Here is a 26597-nt window from a genome sequence, read left to right on the forward strand (position 1 = left end):
ACAGATGTGACCAGCGTGGTGTCGCCTGGGCCGTGGGCCCGGCGCTGGTTATGCTGAGTCGGCCTTCGCGGCAGCTTCTGCGCGGAGGCGTTTTCATGGGCGGCGGTATTCGTGGCCCTCGCCCGGGGTCCGCCGTCGTGCGGTCGGAGAGGAGCTTCGCGTGGCAGCCCGGACGCCGGTGCTTGAGACGTTCCCGGCACTACGCGCCTGGCAGCGCAAGGCCCTGGTGGAATACCTGCGCCGGCGCACCGACGACTTCACCGCGGTCGCCACACCGGGAGCAGGCAAGACCACCTTCGCCCTGCGGATCGCGGCCGAACTGCTCGGTGACGGCACCATCGAGGCGGTCACCGTGGTCGCCCCGACCGAGCACCTGAAGAACCAGTGGTCCGACGCCGCGGCCCGGGTGGGCATCCAACTCGACGCCGCCTTCCGCAACGCCGACCTGCACTCCGCAGCCGACTTCCACGGTGCGGTCGTCACCTACGCCCAGGTGGGGATGGCCCCGCAGGTGCACCGGCGGCGCACCATGACCCGACGCACCCTGGTCATCCTCGACGAGATCCACCACGCCGGTGACTCCCGGTCCTGGGGTGACGGGGTCAAGAACGCCTTCGAGCCCGCCGTACGCCGGCTGATGCTCACCGGGACGCCGTTCCGCTCCGACGACAACCCGATCCCGTTCGTGAGCTACGAGCGGAGCGGAGACGGGCTGCTGCGCTCTCGCGCCGACTCGGTGTACGGCTACGCCGACGCGCTGCGCGACGGGGTGGTCCGGCCGGTGCTGTTCCTGGCCTACTCCGGGGAGACCCGCTGGCGGACCAACGCGGGGGAGGAACTGGCCGCCCGCCTCGGTGAGCCGATGACACAGGACCTGGTGGCGCAGGCGTGGCGCACCGCCCTGGACCCGGCCGGAGACTGGATGCCGCAGGTGCTGCGGGCCGCCGACGCCCGACTCACCGTGCTGCGGAACGCCGGAATGGCCGACGCCGGTGGCCTGATCATCGCCACCGACCAGCAGACCGCCCGCTCGTACGCGAAGCTGATCGAGCAGGTGACCGGCGAGAAGGCCTCTGTGGTGCTCTCCGACGACCTGGGCGCGTCCGCCCGGATCGCGACGTTCGCGGCGTCCGAGCAGCGGTGGCTGGTCGCGGTGCGGATGGTGTCCGAGGGGGTCGACATCCCGCGACTCGCGGTCGGGGTCTACGCCACCAGCGCCAGCACGCCGCTCTACTTCGCCCAGGCGATCGGCCGGTTCGTGCGTGCCCGCCGGCCCGGGGAGACCGCGTCGGTCTTCCTGCCCAGCGTGCCGCACCTGCTCGGGCTGGCCAGCGAGATGGAGACCGAGCGGGACCATGTGCTCGGTAAACCCAAGGACTCCGACGGGCTCGACGACGACCTGCTGGAACGGGCACAGCGCGACGACAAGGCCAGCGGCGAGTTGGAGAAGCGGTTCGCCGCGCTCTCGGCCACCGCCGAGCTGGACCAGGTGATCTTCGACGGTGCGTCGTTCGGCACCGCCGCGCAGGCCGGCACCCCCGAGGAAGAGGAATACCTCGGCCTGCCCGGCCTGCTCACCGCCGACCAGGTCTCCCTGCTGCTGACCAAGCGGCAGGCCGCACAGCTCGCTGCCCAGCGCCGTCGTACCGTCGACGGGGCCGCTCAGCCGGCCGCTGCGCCCACTGCGGCGCCACCGGCACCCATGAGCGCCGCCCAGCGTCGAGTGGCGCTCCGGCGCCAGCTGAACGCTCTGGTGGCCGCCCGACACCACCGCACCGGCCAGCCCCACGGCAAGATCCATGCCGAGTTGCGCCGACTCTGTGGCGGCCCGCCGAGCGCCCAGGCCACGATCGAGCAGCTAGAGGAACGCATCGCCACCGTGCAAACCCTCTAGAACCGCCCACCTCTAGGCCCGCCTAACCCTCCCCGCCCAGCCGCACCCGCGGGTGAGGTGCCCCGACCCGGCCAACGGGCCGTCCACTGATCGCCTCGTCCGGGCCAAACGCGTCGGATGGTGCCGTGGGGTGGGGGCGGCCACCGCATCGGGGGTGCCGTCACGCGCACGCGAAAGTTGGCTGACCGGCCCGGGCTGCGCCTTGGGGCGTGGCGTGCGCCCGTGCTTGGGGCGTGGTCGGTGTCCGTGCGTGTGTGCTTGGGCTGTGGTCGGTGCCGTGCGTATGTGCTTGCGGTGTGGTCGGTGTCCGAGCTTGCGGCGTGATCCACTCGGTTTCCTTGAAAACGCGGTGATCGAGCGAGGTGGAAAGCGCGACTTCCGCGAAACCGAGTGGATCACGGGGCGGCACCGAGGATTGCCTGCCCGAGACGGCTGCGGAATTCTTCAGCGGGGTGTCCCGACCTCAAGATCGCGCAACATCCAGGTTGTAGTGGTGTCGGCGCGTCGGTGATGCCACTACATCCTGGTTCGAGCGTGACCTTGGCAGCGGTGGGCGCCCAAACCCCGCTCCTGGTCTCTCGGGGGCGGTGTTCGTCGTCAAGATCCGCGCAGTATCGGGGATGTTGCTGTCTCTCGCGTGTCGGAAGCAGCAACATCGGGGTAGTTGCGTAGATCTTGGCGCGGGGCGCGGGGCGCGGGGCGCGGGGCGCGGGGCGCGGGGCGCGGGGCGCGGGGCGCGGGGCGCGGGGCGCGGGGCGCGGGGCGCGAACAGCCGAATGGGGACAGAGAAAGCCGGTCGGAGGCACCCTCGGGGTGCCTCCGACCGGCTATGTCGCTTTGCGGATCTAGTTCGCCATCAGATCGGCGCCACGCCAGCTGAAGTCGGGCTCCGTTGCGAACCGCTCGGTGATCTTCACGAGATCCTCCGCGTACTTGTTCGCGTGGTGCCCGCAGAACACCAGCTCACTCCCACCCGTCAGAGTGATCCGGAGCTTCCCGGCAGCATTGCAGCGGTCGCACCGTTCATCGGCGGCTGGGGACGCCACCGTCTCGGGCGGCGGCGTGAGGGTCGAGTTCATCGCCTTCCTCCTCTGGTCGTCACCGATGAACAATCTCTTCGGTCGTTGCTCACCTATCGTGCAACACCCTTACTAGGCACTGCCTTCCCTGTGTGCCCGCGGGGGACCGAGGTCACACCTGGCAGGGACAGTGTGCCGTGCACCCAGGGTGCCACGTCAACGATCACATTCGTGCATCCGGACGATCTCCATCTGGTGTTGCACACCAGGTGGTCAAAACGACACGTTCGGTTGACGAAACCCGCTCAGTCCAGGTAATCCCGGAGGACCTGCGACCGGGACGGATGACGCAGCTTGGACATCGTCTTGGACTCGATCTGCCGAATCCGCTCCCGGGTCACCCCGTAGACCTGGCCGATCTCGTCCAGCGTCCGCGGCTGGCCGTCGGTCAGGCCGAAGCGCAGGCGTACCACACCCGCCTCACGCTCGGAGAGCGTCTGCAGCACCTGCTGGAGCTGGTCCTGCAGGAGCGAGAACGAAACCGCGTCGACCGCGACCACGGCCTCGGAGTCCTCGATGAAGTCACCGAGTTGGCTGTCGCCCTCGTCGCCGATGGTCTGGTCCAGAGAAATGGGCTCCCGGGCGTACTGCTGGATCTCCAGCACCTTCTCCGGTGTGATGTCCATCTCCTTGGCCAGCTCCTCCGGAGTGGGCTCACGGCCCAGGTCCTGGAGCAGCTCGCGCTGTATGCGGCCGAGCTTGTTGATGACCTCGACCATGTGCACCGGGATGCGGATGGTGCGGGCCTGGTCGGCCATCGCGCGGGTGATCGCCTGCCGGATCCACCAGGTGGCGTACGTGGAGAACTTGTAGCCCTTGGTGTAGTCGAACTTCTCCACCGCGCGGATCAGACCGAGGTTGCCCTCCTGGATCAGGTCGAGGAAGGCCATTCCGCGCCCCGTATACCGCTTGGCCAGCGACACCACCAGTCGGAGGTTCGCCTCCAGGAGGTGGTTCTTGGCCCGCTCGCCGTCACGGGAGATCCAGCCCAGGTCACGGACCATCTCCCGGACGAGCTTCTCCTCGCCCTCGTCGGCCGCGCGCAGCCGCTCGGCGGCGTAGAGCCCGGCCTCGATCCGCTTGGCCAGCTCCACCTCCTGCTCCGCGTTGAGCAGCGGAACCTTGCCGATCTGCTTCAGGTACGCACGGACCGAGTCGGCGGAGGCGGTCAGCTCGGCGTCCCGCCGGGCCTGCTTGAGGGCCTCGGACTCCTCGTCGTCCCACTCGAAGTCGTTGTCGGTCGCCGAGGCGGCGGCGTCGGTCTCAGCAGCCTGGGCCAGCTCGGCCGGCTCCTCGACCACCACGTCCTCGATGACGGCGGCCAGCTCCTCCGGGTCGATCTCGCCCTCGGCGCCCTCGCCCTTGGCCTTGGTGCCGGCCTTGGCGCCAGCGGCGGCGACCGTCGCCTTGGTGGCCCGGGTCGACTTGGTGGCCTTCGCCGGCGTGGCGGCGCCCTCAGCGGGGCTGCCGGTGGCCTTGCGTGCGGCGGCCACCTTGCGCGGTGCCGGTGCCGACAGCGCATCGTCGGAGCCGGGGGCCTGCTTCGGGGCCGGCGCGGCGGCCTTCTTGGTGGTCTTGGCGGTGGTGGCCCGGGACGCCGGCGTGGTCGAGCGGGCCGCGGCGACGCGGCGGCGGGTGCTCGCCGAGCCGTCCACCACCACGGTCACTCCCGCCTCGGAGAGCGCCCGCAGAATCTTCTTGGCCTGGGCCGGCGTCACCTCGGCGGACTCGACGGTGCGCGCGAGCTGGGCCGACGTGAGCTGGCCACCGGCGCTCTGAGCGTGGGCGATCAGGGTGTCGGTGAGCGAGCGAACGTCGGCGCCGGTCTGGCGGGGTTCTGTCACGAATGACCTTCCGGAGGCGAAGAGCGGGCACGGCGGGGTCGTCCGGCACAGCGTGGGTCAACCGTAGCCGGGCGATGTGGTTGAGGGACCCCCGTGTCCCGGACCGGCGATGTTCGGCGGTCCGTGGCGCGTGGGCAGGGGTGAATTGTAACGCCGTCCGCCGCGATCTTCCTGCGCCGCACTGCATAACGGCGGTGGGACCGCCGATTCGGCGCTGATGTGGACTTTGTAAGGATGATACTCGCGCGTGACCCGGAACACCCCGGTCGTGCGGGAAGGGGACGTTGGAATGGACCGCTCGGCGCCGTCACCTCGGGAACTTTTGGCGATAGCGCTCGATGTCGCGCGGGATGCGGCGGCCACCGCGTACCGGATGCGGGTCGAGGGTGTTTCGGTGGCCGCGACCAAGAGTACGGTCACCGACGTGGTCACCGCCGCCGACCGGGCGGTCGAGCGGCAGGTGCTCGACGCGCTGAAGCGGTTGCGGCCGGACGACGCGGTGCTCGGCGAGGAATACGGCACGGGGGACACCGGGCCGGCCACGCCGGGCGGGGTGCGCTGGATCGTCGACCCGATCGACGGCACCGTCAACTACCTCTACGGGCTGCCGTACAGCGCGGTGTCGCTGGCCGCCGAGGTGGACGGGGTGGTGGTCGCCGGGGTGGTGCGCAACGTGAGCACCGGCGAGGAGTGGACGGCCACGGTCGGGGGCGGTGCCTGGCGCGACGGTGCCCGGCTGAGCTGCTCCGGCGAGACCGACCTGGGACAGGCGCTGGTCGGCACCGGCTTCGGCTACGACGCCGGACGCCGCACGCACCAGGCCCAGGTGGTGGCCGGGCTGATCGCACACGTACGGGACATCCGCCGGCTCGGTGCCGCCGCGCTGGACCTCTGCCTGGTCGCGGAGGGCCGGCTCGACGCGTACTTCGAGAAGGGCCTCGCGGCCTGGGACCTGGCGGCGGGCGGACTGGTGGCCGCCGAGGCGGGTGTCCGAGTCGCCGGCCTGGCGGGTCGGGCACCGGGGCCGGACCTGGTGGTCGCGGCCCCGCCCGCGCTGTTCGCGCCCCTGCACGACCGACTGGCCGAGCTGGACGCCGCCGGTGGCCCCTGATCGACCGCCCCCCCGTTTGGGGGAGGTCGGTTACGCCGTCACTTGGCGACCGGGGACGGGCAGGAGCCCTTGGGCGCCTGCGGAGCGCCGATGTCACCGAGGGACTGGTTGACCTCGGTCGTGGTGGCGAGTTGCTGGAAGCGATTGCCCAGCACCACGTCCACGACGTCGTCGGTGCGCGCCGGGTCGTAGCCCGGCTCGGCGTTGTTGAGGAAGTACGCCTGCAGCAGGTGCGCGGAGCCGACACCCTTGGGGCCGTACCGCAGGATCGCCACGTCGTCGATCCCCTTGGGGGCGTTACCGACCTTCATGACCTGGAACTTGCGGTTGCGGAAGTCGTCGGCGACGCTGCCGGCCCGGCCGGGCTCGTCGGTCGCGTTCAACACGTTGATCTTGACGTCCTTGGGCTCGTGCAGAGTCACGTCGGCCAGCGGCCAGCCCTCTGGGCAGCTCTCGGCCGTGCCTGCCTTCCCCTGGCTGTCCCGGACGATCGCGGTGACCACGAATGCCAGGGCCAGCACCCCCAGCAGGCCGACGACGACGAGTGCTCGCACTCGCGCAAAACTCATCTGGGCGCTCCCGGGACCTCAGGTGGGTGGCGGCGGCCGGCACCGATCGGACTGGCCGCCGGCCGTCGAATACGCCGCTGAGGTTAACGGTTGTCCGGCCGTCGCGTGGAAACAGCCCGACATGCCGGCGCGCCGACCGTGAACCAGGTACTACTACCCCTATCTTCGTGTCGCCTGAATCACATTGGGAACAACTTCGCGTGCGGGGGCGTACATCTCAGCCGCAAGGGCGGTATACATGCCTCGCCCAAGGGGGGGTAAGGTTCCGCGCTCGCAGGGGAGTTGCCTCAGCGAGCTCGACCCGTTCGGTCCTCGGGTCGGGTGCCCGACACAAGTGGTGGCCGGCCAACGGAACCGAAACAGCGTCGTCCGGCGTTACAACCGGAAGCGACAACATCGATATGGGAGAGTGAAACCGATGGCCACCGACTACGACGCCCCGCGTCGCGATGAGGTCGACCTCGGCGAGGACAGCCTGGAAGAGCTCAAGGCCCGGCGCGTCGACTCACAGTCGGGCGCGGTGGACGTCGACGAGGCCGAGGTGGCCGAGAGCTTTGAGCTGCCCGGTGCCGATCTGGCCGACGAGGAGCTCACGGTCAAGGTGCTTCCGATGCAGCAGGACGAGTTCCGGTGCGCCCGCTGCTTCCTGGTCCATCACCGTAGCCAGCTGGCGGTCGAGCGTAACGGCGAGTTGATCTGCCGCGAGTGCGTCTGACAACCGCGACACCGGCGGCGGCCTCCTGAACGGGGCCGCCGCTGCCGGTGTAGGCGTGCGGTGGTGGTGGGTACCTGCTTGACTCGTAGCGGCCAGCCACAGCACCGGGAGGTCCGATGAGCGATCGAGGCGGCACCACCGACGGCGGCGCGGACGACCTCGGCGCCACCGTCGCGGCGTTGACCGCGGACGACATCGAGCCCGCCCGACGCCGTCAACTGCTGACCCGGATGGTCGGGCAGGCCCGTGCCCGGGGCGTCGCCGACCTGTTCAAGCCCCGTGCCGCCATGCGTTGGATGGTCGACGCCGTCGCCGACGTCGCCCCGCATGTACCCGTGCGGGACCTGGACGCTCTGCGCCGGCACTTCCCCGGTCTGGACGACGCCGCCCTGGCCGACAGGCTCATCCGCAACGCGTCCCGAGCCACCGCCGCGATCGGCGCGGCCGGTGGGGGAGTCGCCGCCGTCGAGTGGACGGTCGCCCCGACTCTGCTCTCCGCCCCTGTGCTGCTCGCCGCCGAGACCGTGGCCGTGGTGGCCGTGGAGCTGAAACTGGTCGGTGAGCTGCACGAGATCCACGGTGTGGCGCTGCCGGACGGCGGCAGCCAACGGGCGGTCGCCCTGGTGCACTCCTGGGCCACCCAGCGTGGGGTCAACCCGATGGTGCCAGGCGTGGGAGTGGGCGCGGTGCTCGGCACCGCCGCCCGCAAGGAACTGCGGGACATGCTGCTGCGGCGTTTCGGTCGTAACCTCACCACGCTCGGGCCGTTCCTGACCGGCGCGGCGGTGGCGAGCTTCCTCAACCGTCGGGCCACCCAGCAGATGGCCGATCACCTTCAGGTGGACCTGCGTCGGCGGGGCATTGCCCGGCCCGCGCCACCGGCGGCCCTGCCAGGCCCGCCGACCGGCACCTGACGGGCGCGTACGACGTGGTCGGTCAGGCCGGCTCGCCGGCCGGCGGGTCGACGCGTGGGCGGATGGCGTCCCGCGCGGTCAGCACCGCCTCGGCCAACTCGACCGGGTTCCGCGTGCTGACCACCCAGAACGGGGTCGGATCGGCCGGATCGTCGAGCACCACCTGCACGGCGCCGCTGATCCACGGGCGCTGCACCACGAAGGCGAGCGGGTCCGCGCCAACCCCGAGCACCTCACGGCGACCCTCGACGTCCAGCGGCACCACGTCGGCCACGAAGCGCACCGGCAGGCGGGCATCGTCCACCCGCAGCTCGGAGTCGGCGACACCGACGCGGATCCGGCCCAGCCACCACAACCCGGCCGCGGTGAGCGGCAACAGCACGGCGAACGGCAGCCAGGTGCGGACGCCGGAGGCGCCCATCCAGATCTCGACGGCCAGCAGTGCGGCGGCCACCAGCCCGGCCAGCCACAGCCACCAGGGCAGATCCAGCCGTTCGGCGTACGCCGTGCGGACGGCGACCGGCGGCTGATCGGCGGATGGGGAGGGCGACATGCTCACTCCTGCGAGGGTACGGCGCACGGCGGCTCGACGAACCGGCAGGATGGCAGGGTCACCCCGAGAACCGGACCGAAGAGGGGACCTGTGACCGACGTCGTACCCGTGCCCGTGCAGCTGCTCGACTCCGAGCTGCCGCTGCCCACGTACTCCCATCCCGGCGACGCCGGTGCCGACCTGGTGGCGGCCGCGGACGTGGAGCTGCCGCCCGGCGGCCGCGCCCTGGTGCCCACCGGTGTGGCCATCGCGCTGCCGGAGGGGTACGTGGGCCTGGTCCATCCCCGTTCCGGTCTGGCGGCCAGGCTCGGCGTGACGGTGCTCAACGCGCCCGGTACGGTCGACGCCGGCTACCGGGGTGAGATCCTGGTCAACCTGATCAACCATGATCGGGATGTGCCGGCGAAGATCTCCCGCGGCGACCGGATCGCGCAGCTCGTGGTCCAGCAGGTCGCACGGGCGCGGTTCGAGCCGGTGGCTGAGCTGCCCGCGTCCCGGCGCGGGACCGGCGGGCACGGGTCCACCGGTGGGCACGCCGGGCTGGTGCCGTCGCCGGCGGGCCAGGACCGGGTCGAGCAGCGGCCGGACGACGCGGGCCGCGGGCAGACGGAAGAGGTGGCAGGGTGAGTGTGAACAGCGGAGGGCAGGCGCAGTGATCTTCTCCCGAAAGCGGGCCGATGCCGAGGGGCACACCCGTGACGAGCGGGCCACCGAAGTCCCGGACCGGGGCGATGCGGCGCCGACGCTGGTGCGCGGCCCGTACGACATCGCCGAGAGCTACGACGATGTGCAGCGGCTCGACCTGGGCAGCCTGCACATCCCGGCGATCGCCGACGTCGAGGTGCGGGTGCAGGCCGACCCGCAGGGTGTGATCCAGCAGGTGGTGCTGGTGCACGGGGACAACGCGCTCCAGCTGGGCGTCTTCGCCGCCCCCCGGTCCGAGGGGATCTGGGATGAGGTGCGCGAGGAGATCCGCCAGTCGCTGCTGCGTGACGGCGCGAGCGCGCAGGAGATCGACGGCGAGTACGGCCCGGAGCTGCACGCCCAGGTGCGTACCCCGGACGGCCCGACCAACCTGCGGTTTGTCGGTATCGACGGGCCGCGCTGGATGGTCCGCGGCGTATTCCAGGGCCCGGTGGCCACCGATCCGGCTGTGGCCGGGCCGCTCGTCGAGTGCCTGGACGGCCTGGTGGTCGACCGCGGCCAGGAGGCGAAGCCGGTCCGCGAGCCGCTGCCGCTGCGACTGCCCCAGGAGATCGCCGACCAGGCCGACGCCGAGGCGGGCGACGCCGCCGAGCCGCGCCAGGTCTGACCCGCGCGCACCGGCCCGCCGGAACCAGCCCCGTCGGCGTACGCTGGCGGCACGGTTCCGGCGTCGCCGGGGCCGGCCGGGGTCGGTGAGCGTGGAGAGGGTGACGCGGAGGTCATGACGACCGACGAGAGCCGGGTGTCGCTGCGGCGCATCCTGCAACGGTTCACCGCCAGCGAGGCCGAGATCGATGCGCAGGAGCTGCGTCGGGAGAGCGCCGAGTGCGGCGGGATCCCGGCCCAGCAGTGCTCCCGGGGTCAGCTGGTGTCGGTTGCTGGTCGGCTGCGCACGGTGGTCTACACGCCGCGCACCAACCTGCCCACCCTCGAGGCCGACCTGTACGACGGCACCGACGTGGTCACCCTGGTCTGGTTGGGTCGACGGCACATCGCCGGGATCGAGCCGGGCCGGCACCTGACCGCGCGTGGCCGGGTGGCGATGCGCGATGACAGCAAGGTCATTTACAACCCTTACTACGAGCTGGACTCGCCGAAGTGACGGCGCTGCGGACGGAAGGCCGGCGATGACGACGGGACAGGACCGGGCGGCACAGCCGGAGACCGGCCCTCAGGACGAGGAGCGACTGCCGACGATCGCCGAGCAGATGGCCGATCAGCTCGGCGGCTGGCGAGGGCTGGTCGAGTCCAGCATCCCGGTCGTGGTGTTCGTCATCGCCAACATCATCGGCGAGCTGCGGCCGGCGGTGATCGCCTCGGTGTCCATCGCCGTGTTGATCGCCGGGCTGCGGCTGGCTCAGCGCCGACCGATCCGGCACGCCATCAACGGGCTGTTCGGCGTGGGCGTCGGAGCGGCCATCGCCTGGCGCACCGGCGACGAGCGCGATTTCTACCTTCCCGGCATCCTCTACGGCATCGGCTACGGGATCGCCCTGCTGATCTCGGCGGTCATCCGGCAGCCGCTGGTGGGCTGGATCTGGTCGGTGCTGGTCGCCAAGGGCCGTTCGGAGTGGCGGGACGACCCGAAGCTGGTGCGCGTCTTCACCCAGCTGACCGTGCTCTGGGGCGTGGTCTGGTTGGCCAAGGTGGGCGTGCAGGCCGGGCTCTACCTGGCCCACCAGGACACCGCGCTGGGCGTGGCCCGGCTGGCGCTGGGCTACCCGCCGTACGCGCTGCTGCTGCTGATCACGGTCTGGACGGTGCGCCGGGTCACCCGGGAGCCGCAGCCGACCCCGCTGCCCGGCGCCTGAGCGGGGCCGGGCCACCAGGACCACCCCGCACGCGCCCGCCGGTAGCGTGAACCCGTCGGCTCAGCGTGAACCGCGGGTCCGCTCGACGCTGTCCGCTCCGAGGATCACCGCGCGGACCTCGTCCTCCACCTCGGCGGTGCAGACGAAGATCAGCTCGTCGCCGGCCTCGATCGGGTCGTCCGGGCTGGGCACCAGGACCCGCTTGCCACGCAGGATCGCCACCAGCGCGGAGTCGCGGGGCAGCGGCACGGCGTGGATCGGCTGACCGACGTAGGGCGCGGTCGGTGGCAGGGTGATCTCGACCAGGTTCGCCTCGCCCTGCCGGAAGGTCATCAGCCGGACCAGGTCGCCGACGGTGACCGCCTCCTCGACCAGTGCGGCCATCACCCGCGGTTTGCTCACCGCGACGTCCACGCCCCACTGCTCGGTGAACAGCCACTCGTTCTCGGCCCGGTTGACCCGGGCGACCACGCGGGGCACCGCGAACTCGGTCTTGGCCAACAGCGACAGCACCAGGTTGGTCTTGTCGTCGCCGGTCGCCGCGACCACCACGTCGCACCCGGCGATGTTGGCCTCTTCCAGGCTGGACAGCTCGCAGGCGTCGGCCAGCACCCACTCGGCGGCCGGCACCCGGTCCGGACGCAGCATCTTGGGTTGGCGCTCGATCAGCATCACCTGGTGGCCGTTGTCGATCAACTCCTGGGCGATCGAGCGGCCCACGTTGCCCGCGCCCGCGATGGCGACCCGCATGGCTCAGTGCCCTCCTTCCGGCGGCGTCGCCGCCACCGACGTGACCGTCGCCACGATGTCATCGCTGACCAGCATGAACACCTGGTCACCCTCCTGCACGACGGTCGAGCCGGTGGGCAGCGTGCCGATGCCGAAGCGGATCAGATAGGCCACCCGTGCTCCGGACGCCTCCTCCAGCGTTCGCACCGAACGGCCGATCCAGTCCTTGTGCACCGGCACCTCGACGATCGACACGGTGCTCGTGGAGTCGCGGAAGATCTCCACGTTGCCCTCCGGCACCAGGTGCCGCAGCATCCGGTCGGCCGTCCAGCGAACGGTCGCCACGGTGGGGATGCCCAGCCGCTCGTAGACCTGCGCCCGGCGCTGGTCGTAGATGCGGGCAGCGACCCGGGACACGCCGAACGTCTCGCGGGCCAGCCGGGCCGAGATGATGTTGGAGTTGTCGCCGCTCGACACCGCCGCGAAGGCGTCCGCGCGCTCGATGCCAGCCTGTCGCAGCACCTCGCCGTCGAAGCCGGCCCCGGTCACGGTGATTCCGGCGAAGTCGGGACCGAGCCGGCGGAAGGCGTCGGCGTCCTGGTCGATCACCGCCACCGAGTGCCCTCGGGACTCCAGGCTGTGGGCGAGGGTCGATCCGACCCGACCACATCCCATGATCACGACGTGCACGCTGTCCCTCCCAAGGTGCGTACCGCTTCCGTTGCCGGTGGCCTTCGAGTGCGAGCCTGCCACGTCCCGGCGGACAGCGGGGACCGACGGTACCCCGCCGCTGCGAGCAGCGGTGATCGCCCACCCCCGCGCTCCCACCGTGGTGGTCGTACTCTTGGCGTTCGTGGCCAGTCCCACCTCGCTGCTGAAGCGGCTTCTCCTCGGTCGACCGTTCCGGTCCGACCGGCTTCAGCACACCCTCCTGCCGAAGCGCATCGCGCTGCCCGTGTTCGCCTCCGACGCGCTGTCCAGCGTCGCGTACGCGCCCGACGAGATCCTGCTGACCCTCTCCATCGCCGGCGCCTCGGCGTTCCTGTTCTCCCCGTGGATCGCGCTGGCCGTGGTCGTGGTCATGCTCACCGTGGTGGCGAGCTACCGGCAGAACGTGCACGCCTACCCCTCCGGTGGTGGCGACTACGAGGTGGCCACGGTCAACCTGGGCCCGAAGTTCGGCGTCGGGGTGGCCAGCGCGCTGCTGGTCGACTACGTGCTCACGGTGGCGGTGTCGGTCTCCTCCGGGGTGGCCAACCTCGGCTCGGTGGTGCCGTTCGTGGCCACCCACAAGGTCCTGATCGCGGTCATCGCGGTGGTGCTGCTGACGGCGGTCAACCTGCGCGGGTTGCGCGAGTCCGGCACAGCGTTCGCCATCCCCACCTACGGCTTCGTCATCGTGATGCTCGGGATGCTGCTCACCGGGCTGTTCCGGGTCTTCGTGCTGGGCGACGACCTCCGTGCGCCCAGCGCCGACCTGGTGATCCAGGCCGAGCACAGCGTGACCGGGTTCGCACTGGTCTTCCTGCTGCTGCGGACGTTCAGCTCGGGCGCCGCCGCGCTCACCGGCGTCGAGGCGATCTCCAACGGCGTGCCGGCGTTCAAGGCCCCGAAGAGCCGCAACGCCGCCACCACGCTGCTGCTGCTCGGCACCATCTCGGTCAGCATGCTGGTCGGGATCATCTGGCTGGCCCGGCTGACCCACCTGCAGTTCGTCGAGGACCCGGCCCTGCAGATCGTCTCCGGCCCCGACGGCTACGTGCAGAAGACGGTGACCACCCAGCTCGGCGAGACGGTCTTCGGGTCCGGGTCGATCCTGCTCTACGTGCTGGCCGGAGTGACCGCCCTGATCCTGTTCCTGGCCGCGAACACCGCGTTCAACGGTTTCCCGGTGCTCGGCTCGATCCTCGCCCAGGACCGCTATCTGCCCCGCCAGTTCCACACCCGGGGCGACCGGCTGGCCTTCTCCAACGGCATCACCTTCCTCGCCCTCTTCGCGATCGTGCTGATCGTCGGCTTCCAGGCCGAGGTGACGAAGCTGATCCAGCTCTACATCGTCGGGGTCTTCGTCTCGTTCACCGTCTCCCAGGCCGGCATGATCCGGCACTGGAACCGGCACCTGAGGACCGAGCGGGACCCGGAGGCACGCCGCCGGATGCACCGCTCGCGGGCGATCAACACGTTCGGCATGGGCCTGACCGGCACGGTGTTGGTGATCGTCCTGGTCACCAAGTTCCTGCTCGGCGCCTGGATCGCGATCGCCGCGATGGCGGTGATCTACGTGCTGATGCTGGCCATCCGCCGGCACTACGACCGGATCGCCGTCGAGCTGACCCCGCCGGACGAGGGCCGGGCCGTGCTGCCCGCCCGCAACCACGCGATCGTGCTGGTCAGCAAACTGCACCAGCCGACGCTGCGGGCCATCGCCTACGCCCGGGCCACCCGCCCGGACACGCTGACCGCCGTGACCGTCAACGTGGACGAGAAGGACACCCGGGACCTGCAGGCCGACTGGGAGCGGCGGGAGATGGCCATCCCGCTCACCGTCATCGACTCGCCGTACCGGGAGATCACCCGTCCGATCCTGGACTTCGTCGCCTCCACCCGCCGCAAGTCACCCCGGGACGTGGTCACCGTCTTCATTCCGGAGTACGTGGTCGGACGCTGGTGGGAGAACCTGCTGCACAACCAGAGCGCCCTGCGCCTCAAGGGCCGGCTGCTCTTCGAACCGGGAGTGATGGTGGTGAGCGTGCCGTGGCAGCTCGCGTCGACAGCGAACAAGAACCTGGAGCGGCTGGACGCGACGCTGTCCCGGACCCCGGCGCGGGGGCCGCGGGGCACGGTGCCGCCGGTGGTCTCCGCCCCGCCGGTGGTCTCCGCCCCGCCGGGCGAGGGTGGCCCGGTGGACAGTGGCACGGTCGGGAACGGCCGTGACTGAGCCGGGCGGGCAGCGGACCGTGACCGCTCCGGCGCCGTCGGCACCCGAGCGTGGCCTCGCCGAGGCGGAGCGCGTCGAGCTGACCGTCGACGCTGTCGCCCCCGGCGGGCACTGCGTGGCACGGGTGGACGGACAGGTGATCTTCGTCCGGCACGCGCTGCCCGGTGAACGGGTCATCGCCGAGGTCACCGAGGTGCACCGGGGGTTCGTCCGGGCCGACGCGGTGACGGTGCTGGAACCCTCACCGGACCGGGTCGAGCCGCCCTGCCCGTACGCGAAGCCAGGCGCCTGCGGCGGCTGCGACCTGCAACACGTCGCCCCGGACGCGCAACTGGCCTGGAAGACCGCCGTGGTGCGCGAACAGTTGGTCCGCCTCGGTGGGCTGACCGACGTCGAGCTGGACCGGCTCGGCGTCCGGGTCGAGGCGCTGCCCGGCGGGCTGCTGGGCTGGCGCTCCCGGGTCCGCTACGCGGTGGACGCCGCCGACCGGGCCGGCCTGCTCAAGCACCGTTCGCACGAGGTGGTGCCCATCGACCGCTGCCGGATCGCCCACCCGGCCATCCAGCAACTGCCGGTGCTCACCTCCACCGGTGCGAGCTGGCCGGCCGCCGAGGCGGTGGAGACCGTCGCCAGCACCGGCGGGGACGTGACCGTCACCGAGGTCCGCGACGGGGTACCCACCCCGGTCAGCGGCCCGACCGAGGTCCGCGAGGTGGCCGCCGGACGGGACTGGACGCTGCCCGCGTCCGCGTTCTGGCAGGTGCACCCGGCCGCGGCGGACACCCTGTCCACGGCGGTGCTGGAACTGCTCGACCCACAGCCGGGCGAGATCGCCTGGGACCTCTACGGCGGCGCCGGGCTGTTCGCCGCCGGGCTGGCCACCCGGATCGGTGCGACCGGCCGGGTGACCCTGGTGGAGGCCGCGGCGCAGGGCGTCGCCGCCGCCCGGCAGAACCTTGCCGACCTGCCCTCCGTCGAGGTGGTGTCGGCCCGGGTGGAGACCGCGCTGGCCCGCCGACGGATCACCGGCCCGGTCGACGTGGTGGTGCTCGACCCGCCGCGCTCCGGCGCGGGCGCTGAGGTGGTCCGCGCGCTGGCCGCCGCCGGCCCCCGGGCGGTCGCGTACGTGGCCTGCGACCCGGCCGCCTTCGCCCGGGACGTGCGCACCTTCACCGAACTCGGTTGGCGGCTGGCAGCGCTGCGCGGCTTCGACCTGTTCCCGATGACGCAGCACGTCGAGCAGGTCGGGCTGCTGCTTCCGCCGGAATGAGTGACCCGATGACGGTCGTCGGGCTGATGTCGGGGACGTCGTACGACGGGGTCGATGTCGTCGCGGCGGAGTTCGACGTCGAGGGGGACACCCTGTGGCTGCGGCCGTTGGGTCACCGTGGCCTGGACTACGACGAGCGGCTGCGTACCGAGATCACCGCGCTGTTGCCGCCGGCGGCCACCAGCATCGAGGCCGTCTGCCGGCTCGACAACCGCCTTGGCGAGGTCTTCGCCGAGGCGGCGGCGGTCGGCCTGGAGTTGGCCGGTGGGCGGGCCGACGCGGTGGTTTCGCCCGGTCAGACGGTCTTCCACTGGGTGGCCGACGGAGTGGCGCTGGGCACCCTGCAACTGGGCTCGGTGGCCCGGGTGGCCGCCCGGGTCGGCGTACCGGTGCTCAGTGACCTGCGCTCGGCGGACATCGCCGTCGGTGGGCAGGGCGCGCCGCTGGTGCCGGCCTTCGACGCGTTGCTGCTCGACGGCGCCGCCGGGCCGCGCGCGGCGCTGAACCTCGGCGGCATCGCCAACCTCACCGTGGTCGCGCCGGGAGCTCCGGTGCTCGGGTACGACGTGGGCCCGGCCAACGCCCTGCTGGACGCGGCCGCCCAGCGCTTCCTGGGCCGGCCGTGTGACCTGGACGGCGAGCGGGCGGCGGCCGGCCGGGTGCATCCCGGGCTGCTCGCCGGGCTGTTGGCCGAGCCGTACTACGCGGCGGCGCCCCCCAAGTCCACCGGCAAGGAGCTGTTCCACGTCGGCTACCTGGACCGGCATCTTGCCGCGCTCGGCGAGCCCGTCCCGGTGGATGACCTACTGGCCACGCTCACCGAGCTGACCGCGCGGGTGGTGGCCGCCGAGTGCGACCGGCACGCCGTGGTCGAGGTGATCGCCGCCGGTGGTGGTGTGCGCAACCCCACCCTGCTGGGCCGGCTCGCAGCCCTGGGCGCCGACCGGTGGCGGCTGCGCGGCGTCGACGAGTTGGGCGTCCCCGCGCAGGCCAAGGAGGCGTACGCCTTCGCGCTGCTCGGCTGGCTGTCCTGGCACGGGCTGCCCGGGTCGATCCCGTCGGTGACCGGCGCCACCCGGAGCGCTGTGCTCGGCTCGTGGACACCGGCCGGTCCGGCGTACCCGGGTATCCCGACCAACCCGCCGCGCCGGCTGCGGATCCGGGCCTGACCAGGCGCGCCGTCGGTCGTCCGGGTGCCCTCCTGTCGCTGCCTGACCGGGTGCTCAGCCGCCGGCCCCGAGCCCGGCCCGGACGCTCGGGGCTCCGGCCCGGACTGCGGAACACCGCACGGCCGATAGACTCTCCGGTCATGAGTGTTGAAGAGGACACGGCCAACCACGGCCGGCTGCTGGGGACGGTACGCGGTCCGCAGGACGTCAAGCGGATGTCCGTCGAGGAACTGGAGGTCCTCGCCGCCGAGATCCGGGACTTCCTGATCGCCAAGGTCTCCCGCACCGGCGGGCACGTGGGGCCCAACCTCGGTGTGGTCGAGCTGACGCTGGCCATGCACCGCGTCTTCGACTCCCCCCGGGACCGGCTTCTGTTCGACACCGGCCACCAGTCGTACGTACACAAGATCCTCACCGGGCGCCAGGCCGGCTTCGACAAGCTCCGCCAGCGCGGTGGCCTCTCCGGCTACCCCAGCCAGGCGGAGAGCGAGCACGACCTCATCGAGAACTCGCACGCCTCCACCGCGCTCTCCTACGCCGATGGCCTGGCCAAGGCGTACGCCCTGCGGGGTGAGGCCCGCAGCGTCGTCGCCGTGGTCGGCGACGGTGCGCTCACCGGCGGCATGTGCTGGGAGGCGCTGAACAACATCGCCACCGCCGGCAACCCGCTGGTGATCGTGGTCAACGACAACGGCCGCTCGTACGCCCCGACCATCGGCGGGCTGGCCGACCACCTCTCCTCGCTGCGGCTCAACCCGGGCTACGAGAAGGTCCTCGACACGGTCAAGGACGCCCTCGGCTCCACGCCGCTGGTCGGCCGACCGATGTACGAGGTGCTGCACGCGGTCAAGAAGGGCATCAAGGACGCGGTCGCACCGCAGGCCATGTTCGAGGACCTCGGCATCAAGTACGTCGGCCCGGTGGACGGGCACGACGTGGCGGCTGTCGAGGCGGCGCTGCGCGCGGCGAAGAACTTCGGCGGCCCGGTGATTGTGCACGCGGTCACCCGCAAGGGCTACGGCTACCGCCCCGCCGAGGAGGACGAGGCGGACTGCCTGCACGGCCCCGGCAGCGCCTTCGACGTCGAGACCGGTGCGCTGCTGGCGGCCCCGTCGGTGAAGTGGACGCACGTCTTCGCCGACGAGCTGCTGGCCGTCGCCGACGAACGCCCGGACGTGGTGGGCATCACCGCCGCGATGGCCGAGCCGACCGGCATCGCCAAGCTGGCCCGCAAGTACCCCGAGCGGGTGTACGACGTGGGCATCGCCGAGCAGCACGCCGCCACCTCAGCGGCCGGGTTGGCGCTGGGCGGCCTGCACCCGGTGGTCGCCGTCTACGCCACCTTCCTCAACCGCGCCTTCGACCAGGTCCTGCTGGACGTGGCGATGCACAAGCTGCCGGTGACCTTCGTGCTGGACCGGGCGGGCATCACCGGCCCGGACGGCCCCAGCCACTACGGCATCTGGGACATGTCGGTCTTCGGGGTGGTGCCCGGGCTGCGGATCGCCGCTCCCCGCGACGCCGCCACGCTGCGGGAGGAGCTGCGCGAGGCGGTGGCCGTCGACAACGGCCCGACCGTGGTCCGCTTCCCGACCGGTGCGGTCGCCGCAGACCTGCCGGCGCTGCGCCGGGTTGGTCCGGTCGACGTGCTGGCCGAGTCGGCCCGTACCGACGTGCTGCTCGTCGCCGTTGGCTCCTTCGGCCAGTTGGGCATGGAGGTGGCCGCCCGGGTCGCCGAGCAGGGTTACGGCGTCACCGTCGTCGACCCCCGCTGGGTCCGCCCGGTCCCGGCCGAGCTGGTCGAGATGGCCGCCAGCCACCGGCTCGTCGTCAGCGTCGAGGACGGCGTCCGGGTCGGCGGGGTCGGCGACGCGCTCGGCCAGGCGATGCGCGACGCCGACGTCCGGGTGCCGCTCAAGGACCTGGGCGTACCGGCCGACTGGCACCCGCACGGCACCCGCGCGCAGATCCTCGCCGACCTGGGCCTGACCGCGCAGGACGTGGCCCGCAACGTCACCGGCTGGATCTCCGGCCTGGACGCCAGCCCGGACCGCCTCACCCCCAGCGACGCGGCCGCGCAGAACTGACGAGAACCAACGACGGCGGGCGCCCCCTTCGGGGGACGCCCGCCGTCGTCGTAAGCCCGTCCCCGACCCTCCTTGCTGCCGCGATCTTGCACTTTCGGTCGCCCCGATGCGTGCTTTGCACTATTTGCCGAGGCAGAAAGTGCAAGATCGCGGGGGGAGAGGGTGCGGGGGAGGGGGAGTGGGGGTTAGTGCGGTGTTATGGAGCGGTAGTGGGTTTTGTCGGTGCCGGCGAGGCTGAACGTCACGGTGCGCTCGGGTGCCGGCACCACCGCGAGGCCGGGACGCTCGACCAGCAGCGGGGTGCCCGGTGGGACAGAGAGGGAGCTGTCTCGCGTGGCCCGCCAGCTGAGCACCACCAGCGGCTGACCGGGCACCGGCAACTGGTACGCCTGCAACGGGGTGGCCCGGTCGGCGGGCGAGACGACCGGGGCGCCGCCGTCGGCCGGCCGGTAGACCACCGCGGTCATCGATCCAGCGTCGGTGTCCCAGCTGAGTTGCTGCAACTCGGCTGCCTCGCCACCGCCGAGGGCGACCTCGCCGAGCGAGCGGACCGTGAGCTTCGCCATCGGCCAGGATGTCGGCACCGAGCGCGGAGCATCCCGGTCGCCGATCCGGCGCGGGATGCTGCCGAACGGCCCCCGGTCGCCGGCCAGCACGCAGGTGTCCAGGCCGGTGAGTGCCCGCCGGCCGGTGCCCGACTCGTCGCGGACCAGCGGGTAGCGCGGATCCACGGTGCCGGTGCCCAGGTCGAGCAGCCGGTCGGCGGCCCGCCCGCGGGGCAGCGACTCGGTGGTACGCAGGGTCGCGGTCACCGCGACTGCCGTGCAGGACGGCACGTTGACCGGCGCGCTGAGGCCGTCCGCGACGGTCAACGTCCGGTCCTGTGGCCCGACCAGGGTCTGCACCCGGGCGGAGACCAGGTAACGCCGACCGCCGGCGGTCTGCACCGGCAGCACGTCGGAGTAGACGAGGTAACCCGGGTCGGTGTACTCGGTGGCGCGGGTGACCGCGTACCGATCGCCGTCGCGGGTGAGTTGCAGCAGCCAGGAGGCGCTCTCGCCGGGCACATCGGCGGCCACGAGTGCCACCGGGGCGCCGTCGACCCGACCGGAGAAGAGGATGCCGGACGAGGGCAGGTGCGCGCGGTCATCGGCCGGCGAGCGCCAGTCACGGACCGCCCTGGTGACCGCCGCTGTGGCCGTGGCGTCGCCCGACAGATCGCCTCGGGGTGGCCACACTGCCAGCGCGCCGTCCAGGCTGTCGTACCCGACTCGCAGGTCCTGTGCCTTCCGGTCGGCTACCGGACCGCAGGCCGTGGCGGCCAGCAGTGCGCTCAACAGCACGGGAAGCGCCCTGCCGTACCGACGGCTTGGAGTCACCTGGCCCGCCCCCGATCGCCTCGCCGTCGCTGTGGGAAAGCGCCATAGTACGAGATGTCCGATGCGGGGCCTCAGGTGGCTGTCCCCGAACCCACCACATTGGACACCACCGGGGCTTTAGTGCGTTTTCATTGCTCCGGTAGACTCCGCCGACTGTGACGCCTGCCGAGTCCCGCGCCCTGCCCGCGCCGCACCCGGAGGCGGCAGCCGGCTCCGACGAGATCGTGAGCTATCGCACACCGGTCGACCTCCTCGCCGGCCCTGCCGCGTTGACCGGCTCCTCCACCGCACCGACCCAGCCCGAGGCGCGGGCCGAAGCCGAAGCGTCGGCCGAGGATGTGGCGGCCGTACCGAAGCAGGCGTGGTGGCGTCGGTGGACTCGGCGGCGGCAGCACCTGGCGGTGGGCGGGCTGTTCCTCATCGCCGCGGTCTGGGTGACCGGCCGGATCTGGCTGGACCCGTCCGGCCGGGTGGCCTCGCTCTACACCGGTGACCCGGCCCAGGTGCAGTTCTTCCTCGCCCACTCGGTACGTGTGGTGCTGCACGGCGAGTACCCGTTCTACACCGAGCAGTTCAACTATCCCGACGGCGTCAACCTGATGGCCAACACGGCCGTGCTGGCGCTGGGCATCCCGATGGTCCCGGTGACACTGCTGTTCGGGCCGGCGGTCTCGTTCGTGGTGCTGGTGACGCTCGGCCTCGCCGGCACCGCCATGGCCTGGTACCTCATGCTCTCCCGCCACCTGGTGCGTACTCCGCTCGCGGCCGCGGTCGGCGGTTGGTTCTGCGGGTTCTCGCCCGCGATGCTCTCGCACGCCAGTTGGCACCCGAACATCATCAGCCAGTTCCTGTTGCCGTTCATCGTGTGGCGGGTGCTGGTGCTCACCCGGTCCCGCCGGCCGGTTCGTGACGGTGCGCTGCTCGCCCTGCTGGTCGCCGCGCAGGCGTTCATCAACGAGGAGATTCTGCTGTTCACGGCGCTGGCGTGCGGCGTCTTCCTGTTGGCGGTGCTCGCCCAGGAACCGGCCCGCTGGCGGGCGGCGTGGCGGCCCCTGGGCGTCGGCGTGGTGAGCTGCGCGCTGCTGGCCGGGGCGCTGCTGGCGTACCCCCTGTACGTGCAGTTCGCCGGGCCGATGGCCTACCACGGGCTCAGCGACGCGGTGCAGGACTACGGCAACGACATCGCCGCCTTCTTCGCTCCCGGCTCGCCCACCCTGGGCGGCAACCAGCGCGCCAACATCAACCTCGCGCCGAACTACTCCGAGGAGAACGCCTTCTTCGGCTGGAGCCTGTCGATGCTCGCCATCGGCATCGTGGTCTGGCTGCGCCGGGAGCTGATCGTTCGGGCGCTCGCGGTGACCGGCCTGCTCTTCGCCGTGCTCTCCCTCGGCGAGCGGGTCTCCTGGTGGGACCGGGATCTGGTCACCGGCCCGTGGGAGTCGCTGGTCCACCTACCGCTGCTGGACGCGGTGGTGCCGACCCGGTTCGGGCTGATCACCAGCGTGGTGATCGGTCTGCTGCTCGCGCTCGCCGTCGAGCGGGCCTGGGCGCTACGCCCGGCCGACCGGCGCACCGTACGGGTGCTCACCGCCGCGGGCCTGGCGTTCGCGCTGCTGCCGATCGCCCCGATGCCGCTGCGGATGGTCTCCCGGCCGCCGGTGCCGGACTTCATCACCGCCGACCGCTGGCGGGCGTACGTCGGGCCGGACCAGACGCTGGTGCCGATCCCGGTGCCCAGCATGGGCAACACGCACGGCATGCGGTGGGCGGCGGCCACCAACCTGGACTTCAAGATTCCCGGTGGTTACTTCCTCGCACCCCGAAACGGCAACACCGGTGACGCGGGCCGGTTCGGCGGGCGGCCCAGCGGGGTGGGCCAGATGCTGGAGGAGGTGGCGACCACCGGCCGGACGCCCAAGCTCGACGACCGGCAGCGCCGCCGTTTCACCGACGAGCTGCGGCACTGGCGGGCGGCGATCCTGGTGCTGCCGGTACGGCAGCACAACGCGGAGCCGCTGCGCCGTACCGTCGAGGAGATGGTCGGCCCGGGCCGCCAGGAGTTGGATGTCTGGGTCTGGGACGTCCGGGCGCTCACCGACCGCTCGGTCTGATGGCGACCGGGACGGCGTCCCCGGCGACGTCGCCCCCGGCAGCGGCCAGCACGTCCCGGCCGGCCTGGCTTCGCGACGTGCTGGTGGTGGCCGGCTATCTGGGGCTCGCCGTGGTGTTGACCAGCGCCCAGTGGGGTCACCCGTGGCGGCTGTTCCACCAGGCGGGTGACCAGATCCTCTTCGAGTGGATGCTGGCCCACGCGGCTCACGCCGTGGTCGAGGGGGAGAATCCGCTCTACAGCGCCGGGTTGAACGCGCCCGACGGGGTCAACCTGATGGCGAACACGTCGGTGCTCGGCCTGGGTGTCCCGCTGACTCCGGTCACCGTGCTCTTCGGCTCGCAGGTGGCGTTCTGCGTGGCGGTCGTCTGCTGCCTCGCCGGCACCGCCGCCGCCTGGTACGTGCTGCTGCGCCGCCGGTTGGTCGGCACCCGGTCAGCGGCGGCGGTCGGCGGGCTGATCTGCGGCTTCGCCCCGGGCATGATCGCTCAGGCGGGCGCGCACCTGCACATCGCCGCACAGTTCCTGGTGCCCGCGATCCTCGCCCTGGTGTTCCGGCCCGCCTCGGAGGCGGCGCACGACGGCGTGTTGCGGCCCGGCGTCGGCCTCGGGCTGCTGCTCGCCTGGCAGGTCTTCATCGGCGAGGAGGTGCTGGTCTTCCTGGCGCTCGCGGCCGGGGTTTTCGCGCTGGGCTACGCGCTCGCCGATCGGGTGGCCGCCCGGCGGCTCGCGCCGGCCCTCTTCGGTCGGCTGGCGGTGGCGGCCGGGGTGGCGGCGGTGCCGCTGGCGTACCCGCTGTGGTTTCAGTTCCATGGCCCGCAGCACTACTCGGGCATGGCGTTCGCCACACACGGCTTCCAGTTGGACGCTGCGTCCTTCACGGCGTCGGCCCGGCAGACCGTGCTCGGTGACGACTGGCTGCCGGGGTTGCTCTCGCCGAACCCGACAGAGGAGAACTCGTTCTTCGGCCCAGGGCTGTTGGTGCTCGCCGTGGTGATCGTGATCTGGCAGTGGCGACGACCACTGGTCCGGGCGCTGGGCGGTCTTGGCGTGGTCTTCGCCCTGCTGTCGCTCGGCAACGAACTGCGGGTGGACGGCCACGCCACCGGCATCCCCGGGCCGTACCGGCTGGTCGCCGCACTGCCGCTGCTCGACCTCGCGGTGCCGGCCCGGTTCGCGTTGGTCTGCATACCGGTGCTGGGTGTGCTGGTGGCGCTGTCCCTGGACCGGGTCCGGGTCGCACGCGGGCCGACGGCTGCGCCGGGCCTGCCGGTGCGGCTGCTGTGGGCCGGCGCGGTCGCCGCCGCGTTGCTGCCCCTGATCCCGACGCCGATCCGTGTGGTGCCGGTCGCGCCGGTGCCGGCGTTCGTCGCCGACGGTGGTTGGCGTCCGCTGGTGCCGCACGGCCGGACGGTGGTCGCGGTGCCTCCGGTCACCGGCGCGGCGCGCAGCCCGGCGATGCTCTGGTCCGCCCGGACCGGTCTGGCGTTTCCCGCGCCCGGCGGTTATTTCATCGGCCCCAGCGGCCCGGACGACCCGGCGGCCCGCTGGGGCGCGCCGGACCGGCCCACGTCGGTGCTGTTACGCCGGGTGGCCGAGACCGGCGTGGTGCCGGTGCTCACCGACGAGGATCGCCGCCAGGCCGTCGAGGATCTGCGGCACTGGCGTGCCGCAGTGGTGGTGCTCGGCCGGCTGGAGCACAGTGACCCCGTCCGCCGAACCGTCGACGACCTGATCGGCCCAGGTCGACCGGTCGACGGCGGGTGGGTGTGGGACGTCCGGGACCGCGTCGGCTGACTACTTCACCAGGGCGCGGACGTCCCAGACCCAGACGTCGTCGACCCGCTGCGGCGGCCCGAGCAGACCGGTGACCAGCTCGCGCAGCACCGCCTCGCGCGGGTGCGCCCCGAGCACCACCACCGACGCCCGCCAGAACCGCAGATCCTCGACGGCCTGGCGGCGGTTCTCGTCGGTGAGCACCGGCACCGCACCACGGTCCATGGTGGAGTAGATGAGGCTGCTGGTGGGCCGGTTCGGTGCGCCGAAGACGCCCTCGCCCAGCTCGTTCGGGCCGATGAAGTAGCCGCCGGGGACGGGGAACTCCTGCCCGGTCAGCGCGCTCCAGCGCAGCGTCGGCAGGCCGTGCACGTTGCTCGGGATCGGCACCGGCACGAGGGTCCGGCCCGCCGGCACGTACGGCCGCCAGCCGCCCGCGCTGATGAAGTGCGGCGGCGGGTCGATCTGCTGGGCGGGCAGCGGCCGGGGAAGAGCGGCAGGACGGCGAGGGCGACCGCCGCGTACCCCACCGGGCGCAGCCACCGACGGCGCACCGGGGCCGGCGCGGAGGCGGCCTGCTCGTCGGACGTCGCCGGGTCTGGTTCGCCCGCGCGCTGGGCCGGCACCCGCGGCCGGTCGGCCACCGGGCGCCCCTGGCGGTACGCGGCGTCCCAGGTCAGCGCGAGCAGTACGCCCACCGCGGCGGCGACCACCAGCGTCAACCGGGTCGGCATCATCATCTCGACCAGCGGCAGGTCATCCGACACGTACGACCACGGGCCGCGCACACCCGTCTCCACGCCGTTGAAGCGCACCCACGGCCCGATCGCGGCCACGCTGAACACCACGATGAGCACCGCGACGATCCGGGTGGCCAGCGACCGGCGCACGAGCAGCACCAGAGCCACCAGCGAGAGCAGCACCAGCGGCCAGCCGAACCAGGTGTTCTGCTCGGTCAGCCCGATCGTCTTCTCCACCGCCGGGTCACCGGCCCAGGTGTCCCGGGCGAACGTGACGAAGGCGACCAGGTCCTCGCCCCAGTTGTGGAAGACGCCGCCCTGTAGCCCCCGGTAGGACTGCGGGCCGTTGAACTGGAACCAGATCGGGTACGCCGAGAGCACCAGGGTCAGACCACCGGCGACGCCGAGCCCGGCGAGGAACGTGCCGGCGGCGGCCCGCGTGGCCCTCGGACGTTGCACGGCGTACGCCAGCACGACGACCAGGCAGGCCAGCGCGGTGAGCAGCAACATCTCCTCGTTGATGAAGATCTGGTACGTCACCAGCGCCCCGAGCACGAGCCCGTTGCGCCGCCACCGGCCCGGCTCAGCCAGGCGCAGCACCCGCACCACGATCAGCGGCAGCAGGAAGTTGGACACGAAGTTGGGCTGGCCGTTGGCGTGGTGGATGATTCCCGGCGCGAAACCGAGGAACGCGCCGCCGACGAAGGCCGCCGCTCGGGAGCGCACCAGGTGGCGGGAGAGCATCCAGTAGCCGGTGCCGGCGGTGGCCGCCAACGCCCCACCCAGGTAGAGCGCGTACATCACCTGGGGGCCGAGCAGCATGGTCAGTGGGGCCAGCGGCAGGGTCACCCCGAGCAGCGAGGTGTTGGCCATCATGTTCACCCCGTCGGGGGCGTTCTGCTGGGCCGTGAACAGCGGGTTCTCCAGGTGCCGCACCGAGTACGCGCCGTGCGCGAACAGCCACTCGAACCAGCTGTGGTCGGTGGGCAGGTGCGAGGAGACCCGACCGGTGACGTCACCCCAGTAGTTGAGGCAGACGAAGATGCCCAGCAGCACATAGGCTCCGAGGGCCAACAGATCGGCTCGGGCCGGGCGGCGTCGAGGCCTCCGTGTCGGCTCGACCTCGGCCGGGTCGGCGTTGGTCACGGAATTCAGCGAAGGGTCTACCACCGGCACAGCCACGACGCGCCATCGTACAGGCGAG

At 72.0% G+C, this 26597-nt stretch carries 21 protein-coding genes and 1 pseudogene; 14 read left to right on the plus strand and 8 right to left on the minus strand.

Going from position 1 to position 26597, the window contains the following annotated elements; all coding sequences use genetic code 11:
* The first annotated feature begins 160 nt into the window (after positions 1-160).
* Complete coding sequence (locus tag PCA76_RS07865) at positions 161-1894, plus strand: DEAD/DEAH box helicase (protein WP_272616371.1); 1734 nt, start codon at positions 161-163, stop codon at positions 1892-1894.
* Positions 1895-2739: 845 nt separating this feature from the next.
* On the opposite strand, the gene PCA76_RS07870 is transcribed toward PCA76_RS07865, so the two are convergent.
* Together PCA76_RS07870 and PCA76_RS07875 are read right to left on the minus strand one after the other, a co-directional pair.
* On the minus strand, positions 2740-2973 hold the full coding sequence (locus PCA76_RS07870; protein ID WP_272616373.1) for a DUF7455 domain-containing protein: 234 nt from the start codon (positions 2971-2973) through the stop codon (positions 2740-2742).
* A 245-nt stretch (positions 2974-3218) separates the two neighbouring features.
* On the minus strand, positions 3219-4817 hold the full coding sequence (locus PCA76_RS07875) for an RNA polymerase sigma factor (protein ID WP_272616375.1): 1599 nt from the start codon (positions 4815-4817) through the stop codon (positions 3219-3221).
* Between the two features lie 289 nt (positions 4818-5106).
* On the opposite strand from PCA76_RS07875, the gene PCA76_RS07880 reads away from it, so the two are divergent.
* Positions 5107-5928 carry an inositol monophosphatase family protein gene (locus PCA76_RS07880; RefSeq protein WP_272616377.1) on the plus strand — a complete coding sequence of 274 codons (822 nt, stop codon included), beginning with the start codon at positions 5107-5109 and terminating at the stop codon, positions 5926-5928.
* 38 nt (positions 5929-5966) lie between these two features.
* Here the strand turns inward: PCA76_RS07880 and PCA76_RS07885 are convergent, their stop codons facing one another.
* The gene (locus PCA76_RS07885; RefSeq protein WP_272619243.1) at positions 5967-6482 is read right to left on the minus strand and encodes a LytR C-terminal domain-containing protein; all 516 of its coding nucleotides are present in this window, start codon (positions 6480-6482) and stop codon (positions 5967-5969) included.
* Positions 6483-6915: 433 nt separating this feature from the next.
* Between PCA76_RS07885 and PCA76_RS07890 the strand changes: the two genes are divergently transcribed.
* Together PCA76_RS07890 and PCA76_RS07895 are read left to right on the plus strand one after the other, a co-directional pair.
* On the plus strand, positions 6916-7212 hold the full coding sequence (locus PCA76_RS07890; protein WP_007075406.1) for a DUF4193 domain-containing protein: 297 nt from the start codon (positions 6916-6918) through the stop codon (positions 7210-7212).
* A gap of 116 nt (positions 7213-7328) precedes the next feature.
* Complete coding sequence (locus PCA76_RS07895; RefSeq protein WP_272616386.1) at positions 7329-8126, plus strand: hypothetical protein; 798 nt, start codon at positions 7329-7331, stop codon at positions 8124-8126.
* A 22-nt stretch (positions 8127-8148) separates the two neighbouring features.
* Here the strand turns inward: PCA76_RS07895 and PCA76_RS07900 are convergent, their stop codons facing one another.
* The gene (locus PCA76_RS07900) at positions 8149-8679 is read right to left on the minus strand and encodes a DUF3093 domain-containing protein (RefSeq protein ID WP_272616388.1); all 531 of its coding nucleotides are present in this window, start codon (positions 8677-8679) and stop codon (positions 8149-8151) included.
* Between the two features lie 90 nt (positions 8680-8769).
* Here PCA76_RS07900 and dut point away from each other — a divergent pair, with 90 nt between their 5' ends.
* From dut to PCA76_RS07920, 4 genes are all read left to right on the plus strand, one after another.
* Complete coding sequence (gene dut, locus PCA76_RS07905) at positions 8770-9306, plus strand: dUTP diphosphatase (protein ID WP_272616389.1); 537 nt, start codon at positions 8770-8772, stop codon at positions 9304-9306.
* A gap of 25 nt (positions 9307-9331) precedes the next feature.
* Positions 9332-9991: a DUF3710 domain-containing protein gene (locus PCA76_RS07910; protein ID WP_272616390.1), complete on the plus strand. Its 660-nt coding sequence runs from the start codon at positions 9332-9334 to the stop codon at positions 9989-9991.
* 114 nt (positions 9992-10105) lie between these two features.
* Positions 10106-10486, plus strand: a complete 381-nt coding sequence (locus PCA76_RS07915; RefSeq protein ID WP_272616391.1) for an OB-fold nucleic acid binding domain-containing protein — start codon at positions 10106-10108, stop codon at positions 10484-10486.
* A gap of 25 nt (positions 10487-10511) precedes the next feature.
* Entirely contained in the window at positions 10512-11195 is a 684-nt protein-coding gene (locus tag PCA76_RS07920; RefSeq protein ID WP_272616393.1) for a DUF3159 domain-containing protein, read from the plus strand.
* Positions 11196-11255: 60 nt separating this feature from the next.
* On the opposite strand, the gene PCA76_RS07925 is transcribed toward PCA76_RS07920, so the two are convergent.
* Both PCA76_RS07925 and PCA76_RS07930 read right to left on the minus strand, forming a co-directional pair.
* Positions 11256-11945 (minus strand): potassium channel family protein, encoded by a 690-nt coding sequence (locus PCA76_RS07925; RefSeq protein WP_272616394.1) that lies wholly within the window; start codon positions 11943-11945, stop codon positions 11256-11258.
* 3 nt (positions 11946-11948) lie between these two features.
* Complete coding sequence (locus tag PCA76_RS07930) at positions 11949-12614, minus strand: potassium channel family protein (RefSeq protein WP_272616395.1); 666 nt, start codon at positions 12612-12614, stop codon at positions 11949-11951.
* 163 nt (positions 12615-12777) lie between these two features.
* Between PCA76_RS07930 and PCA76_RS07935 the strand changes: the two genes are divergently transcribed.
* From PCA76_RS07935 to dxs, 4 genes are all read left to right on the plus strand, one after another.
* Positions 12778-14862 (plus strand): APC family permease, encoded by a 2085-nt coding sequence (locus PCA76_RS07935; protein WP_272619245.1) that lies wholly within the window; start codon positions 12778-12780, stop codon positions 14860-14862.
* Positions 14855-16132 (plus strand): class I SAM-dependent RNA methyltransferase, encoded by a 1278-nt coding sequence (locus PCA76_RS07940; protein ID WP_272616397.1) that lies wholly within the window; start codon positions 14855-14857, stop codon positions 16130-16132. The genes PCA76_RS07935 and PCA76_RS07940 overlap by 8 nt, the downstream gene beginning before the upstream one ends.
* An 8-nt stretch (positions 16133-16140) precedes the next feature.
* A complete protein-coding gene (locus PCA76_RS07945) occupies positions 16141-17301 on the plus strand; it encodes an anhydro-N-acetylmuramic acid kinase (protein ID WP_272616398.1) in 1161 nt (386 codons plus the stop codon).
* A 140-nt stretch (positions 17302-17441) separates the two neighbouring features.
* Entirely contained in the window at positions 17442-19388 is a 1947-nt protein-coding gene (dxs, locus tag PCA76_RS07950) for a 1-deoxy-D-xylulose-5-phosphate synthase (RefSeq protein ID WP_272616399.1), read from the plus strand.
* A gap of 185 nt (positions 19389-19573) precedes the next feature.
* Here the strand turns inward: dxs and PCA76_RS07955 are convergent, their stop codons facing one another.
* The gene (locus PCA76_RS07955; protein WP_442930211.1) at positions 19574-20767 is read right to left on the minus strand and encodes a hypothetical protein; all 1194 of its coding nucleotides are present in this window, start codon (positions 20765-20767) and stop codon (positions 19574-19576) included.
* A gap of 338 nt (positions 20768-21105) precedes the next feature.
* Here PCA76_RS07955 and PCA76_RS07960 point away from each other — a divergent pair, with 338 nt between their 5' ends.
* Both PCA76_RS07960 and PCA76_RS07965 read left to right on the plus strand, forming a co-directional pair.
* A complete protein-coding gene (locus tag PCA76_RS07960; RefSeq protein WP_272619247.1) occupies positions 21106-22878 on the plus strand; it encodes a hypothetical protein in 1773 nt (590 codons plus the stop codon).
* Positions 22878-24674: a hypothetical protein gene (locus PCA76_RS07965; RefSeq protein ID WP_272616402.1), complete on the plus strand. Its 1797-nt coding sequence runs from the start codon at positions 22878-22880 to the stop codon at positions 24672-24674. The genes PCA76_RS07960 and PCA76_RS07965 overlap by 1 nt, the downstream gene beginning before the upstream one ends.
* Here PCA76_RS07965 and PCA76_RS07970 read toward each other — a convergent pair.
* Positions 24675-26563 (minus strand): annotated as a pseudogene (locus PCA76_RS07970) (hypothetical protein).
* Between the last annotated feature and the right edge of the window lie 34 nt (positions 26564-26597).

This window comes from Micromonospora sp. LH3U1 (genome assembly GCF_028475105.1).
Taxonomy (GTDB): domain Bacteria; phylum Actinomycetota; class Actinomycetes; order Mycobacteriales; family Micromonosporaceae; genus Micromonospora.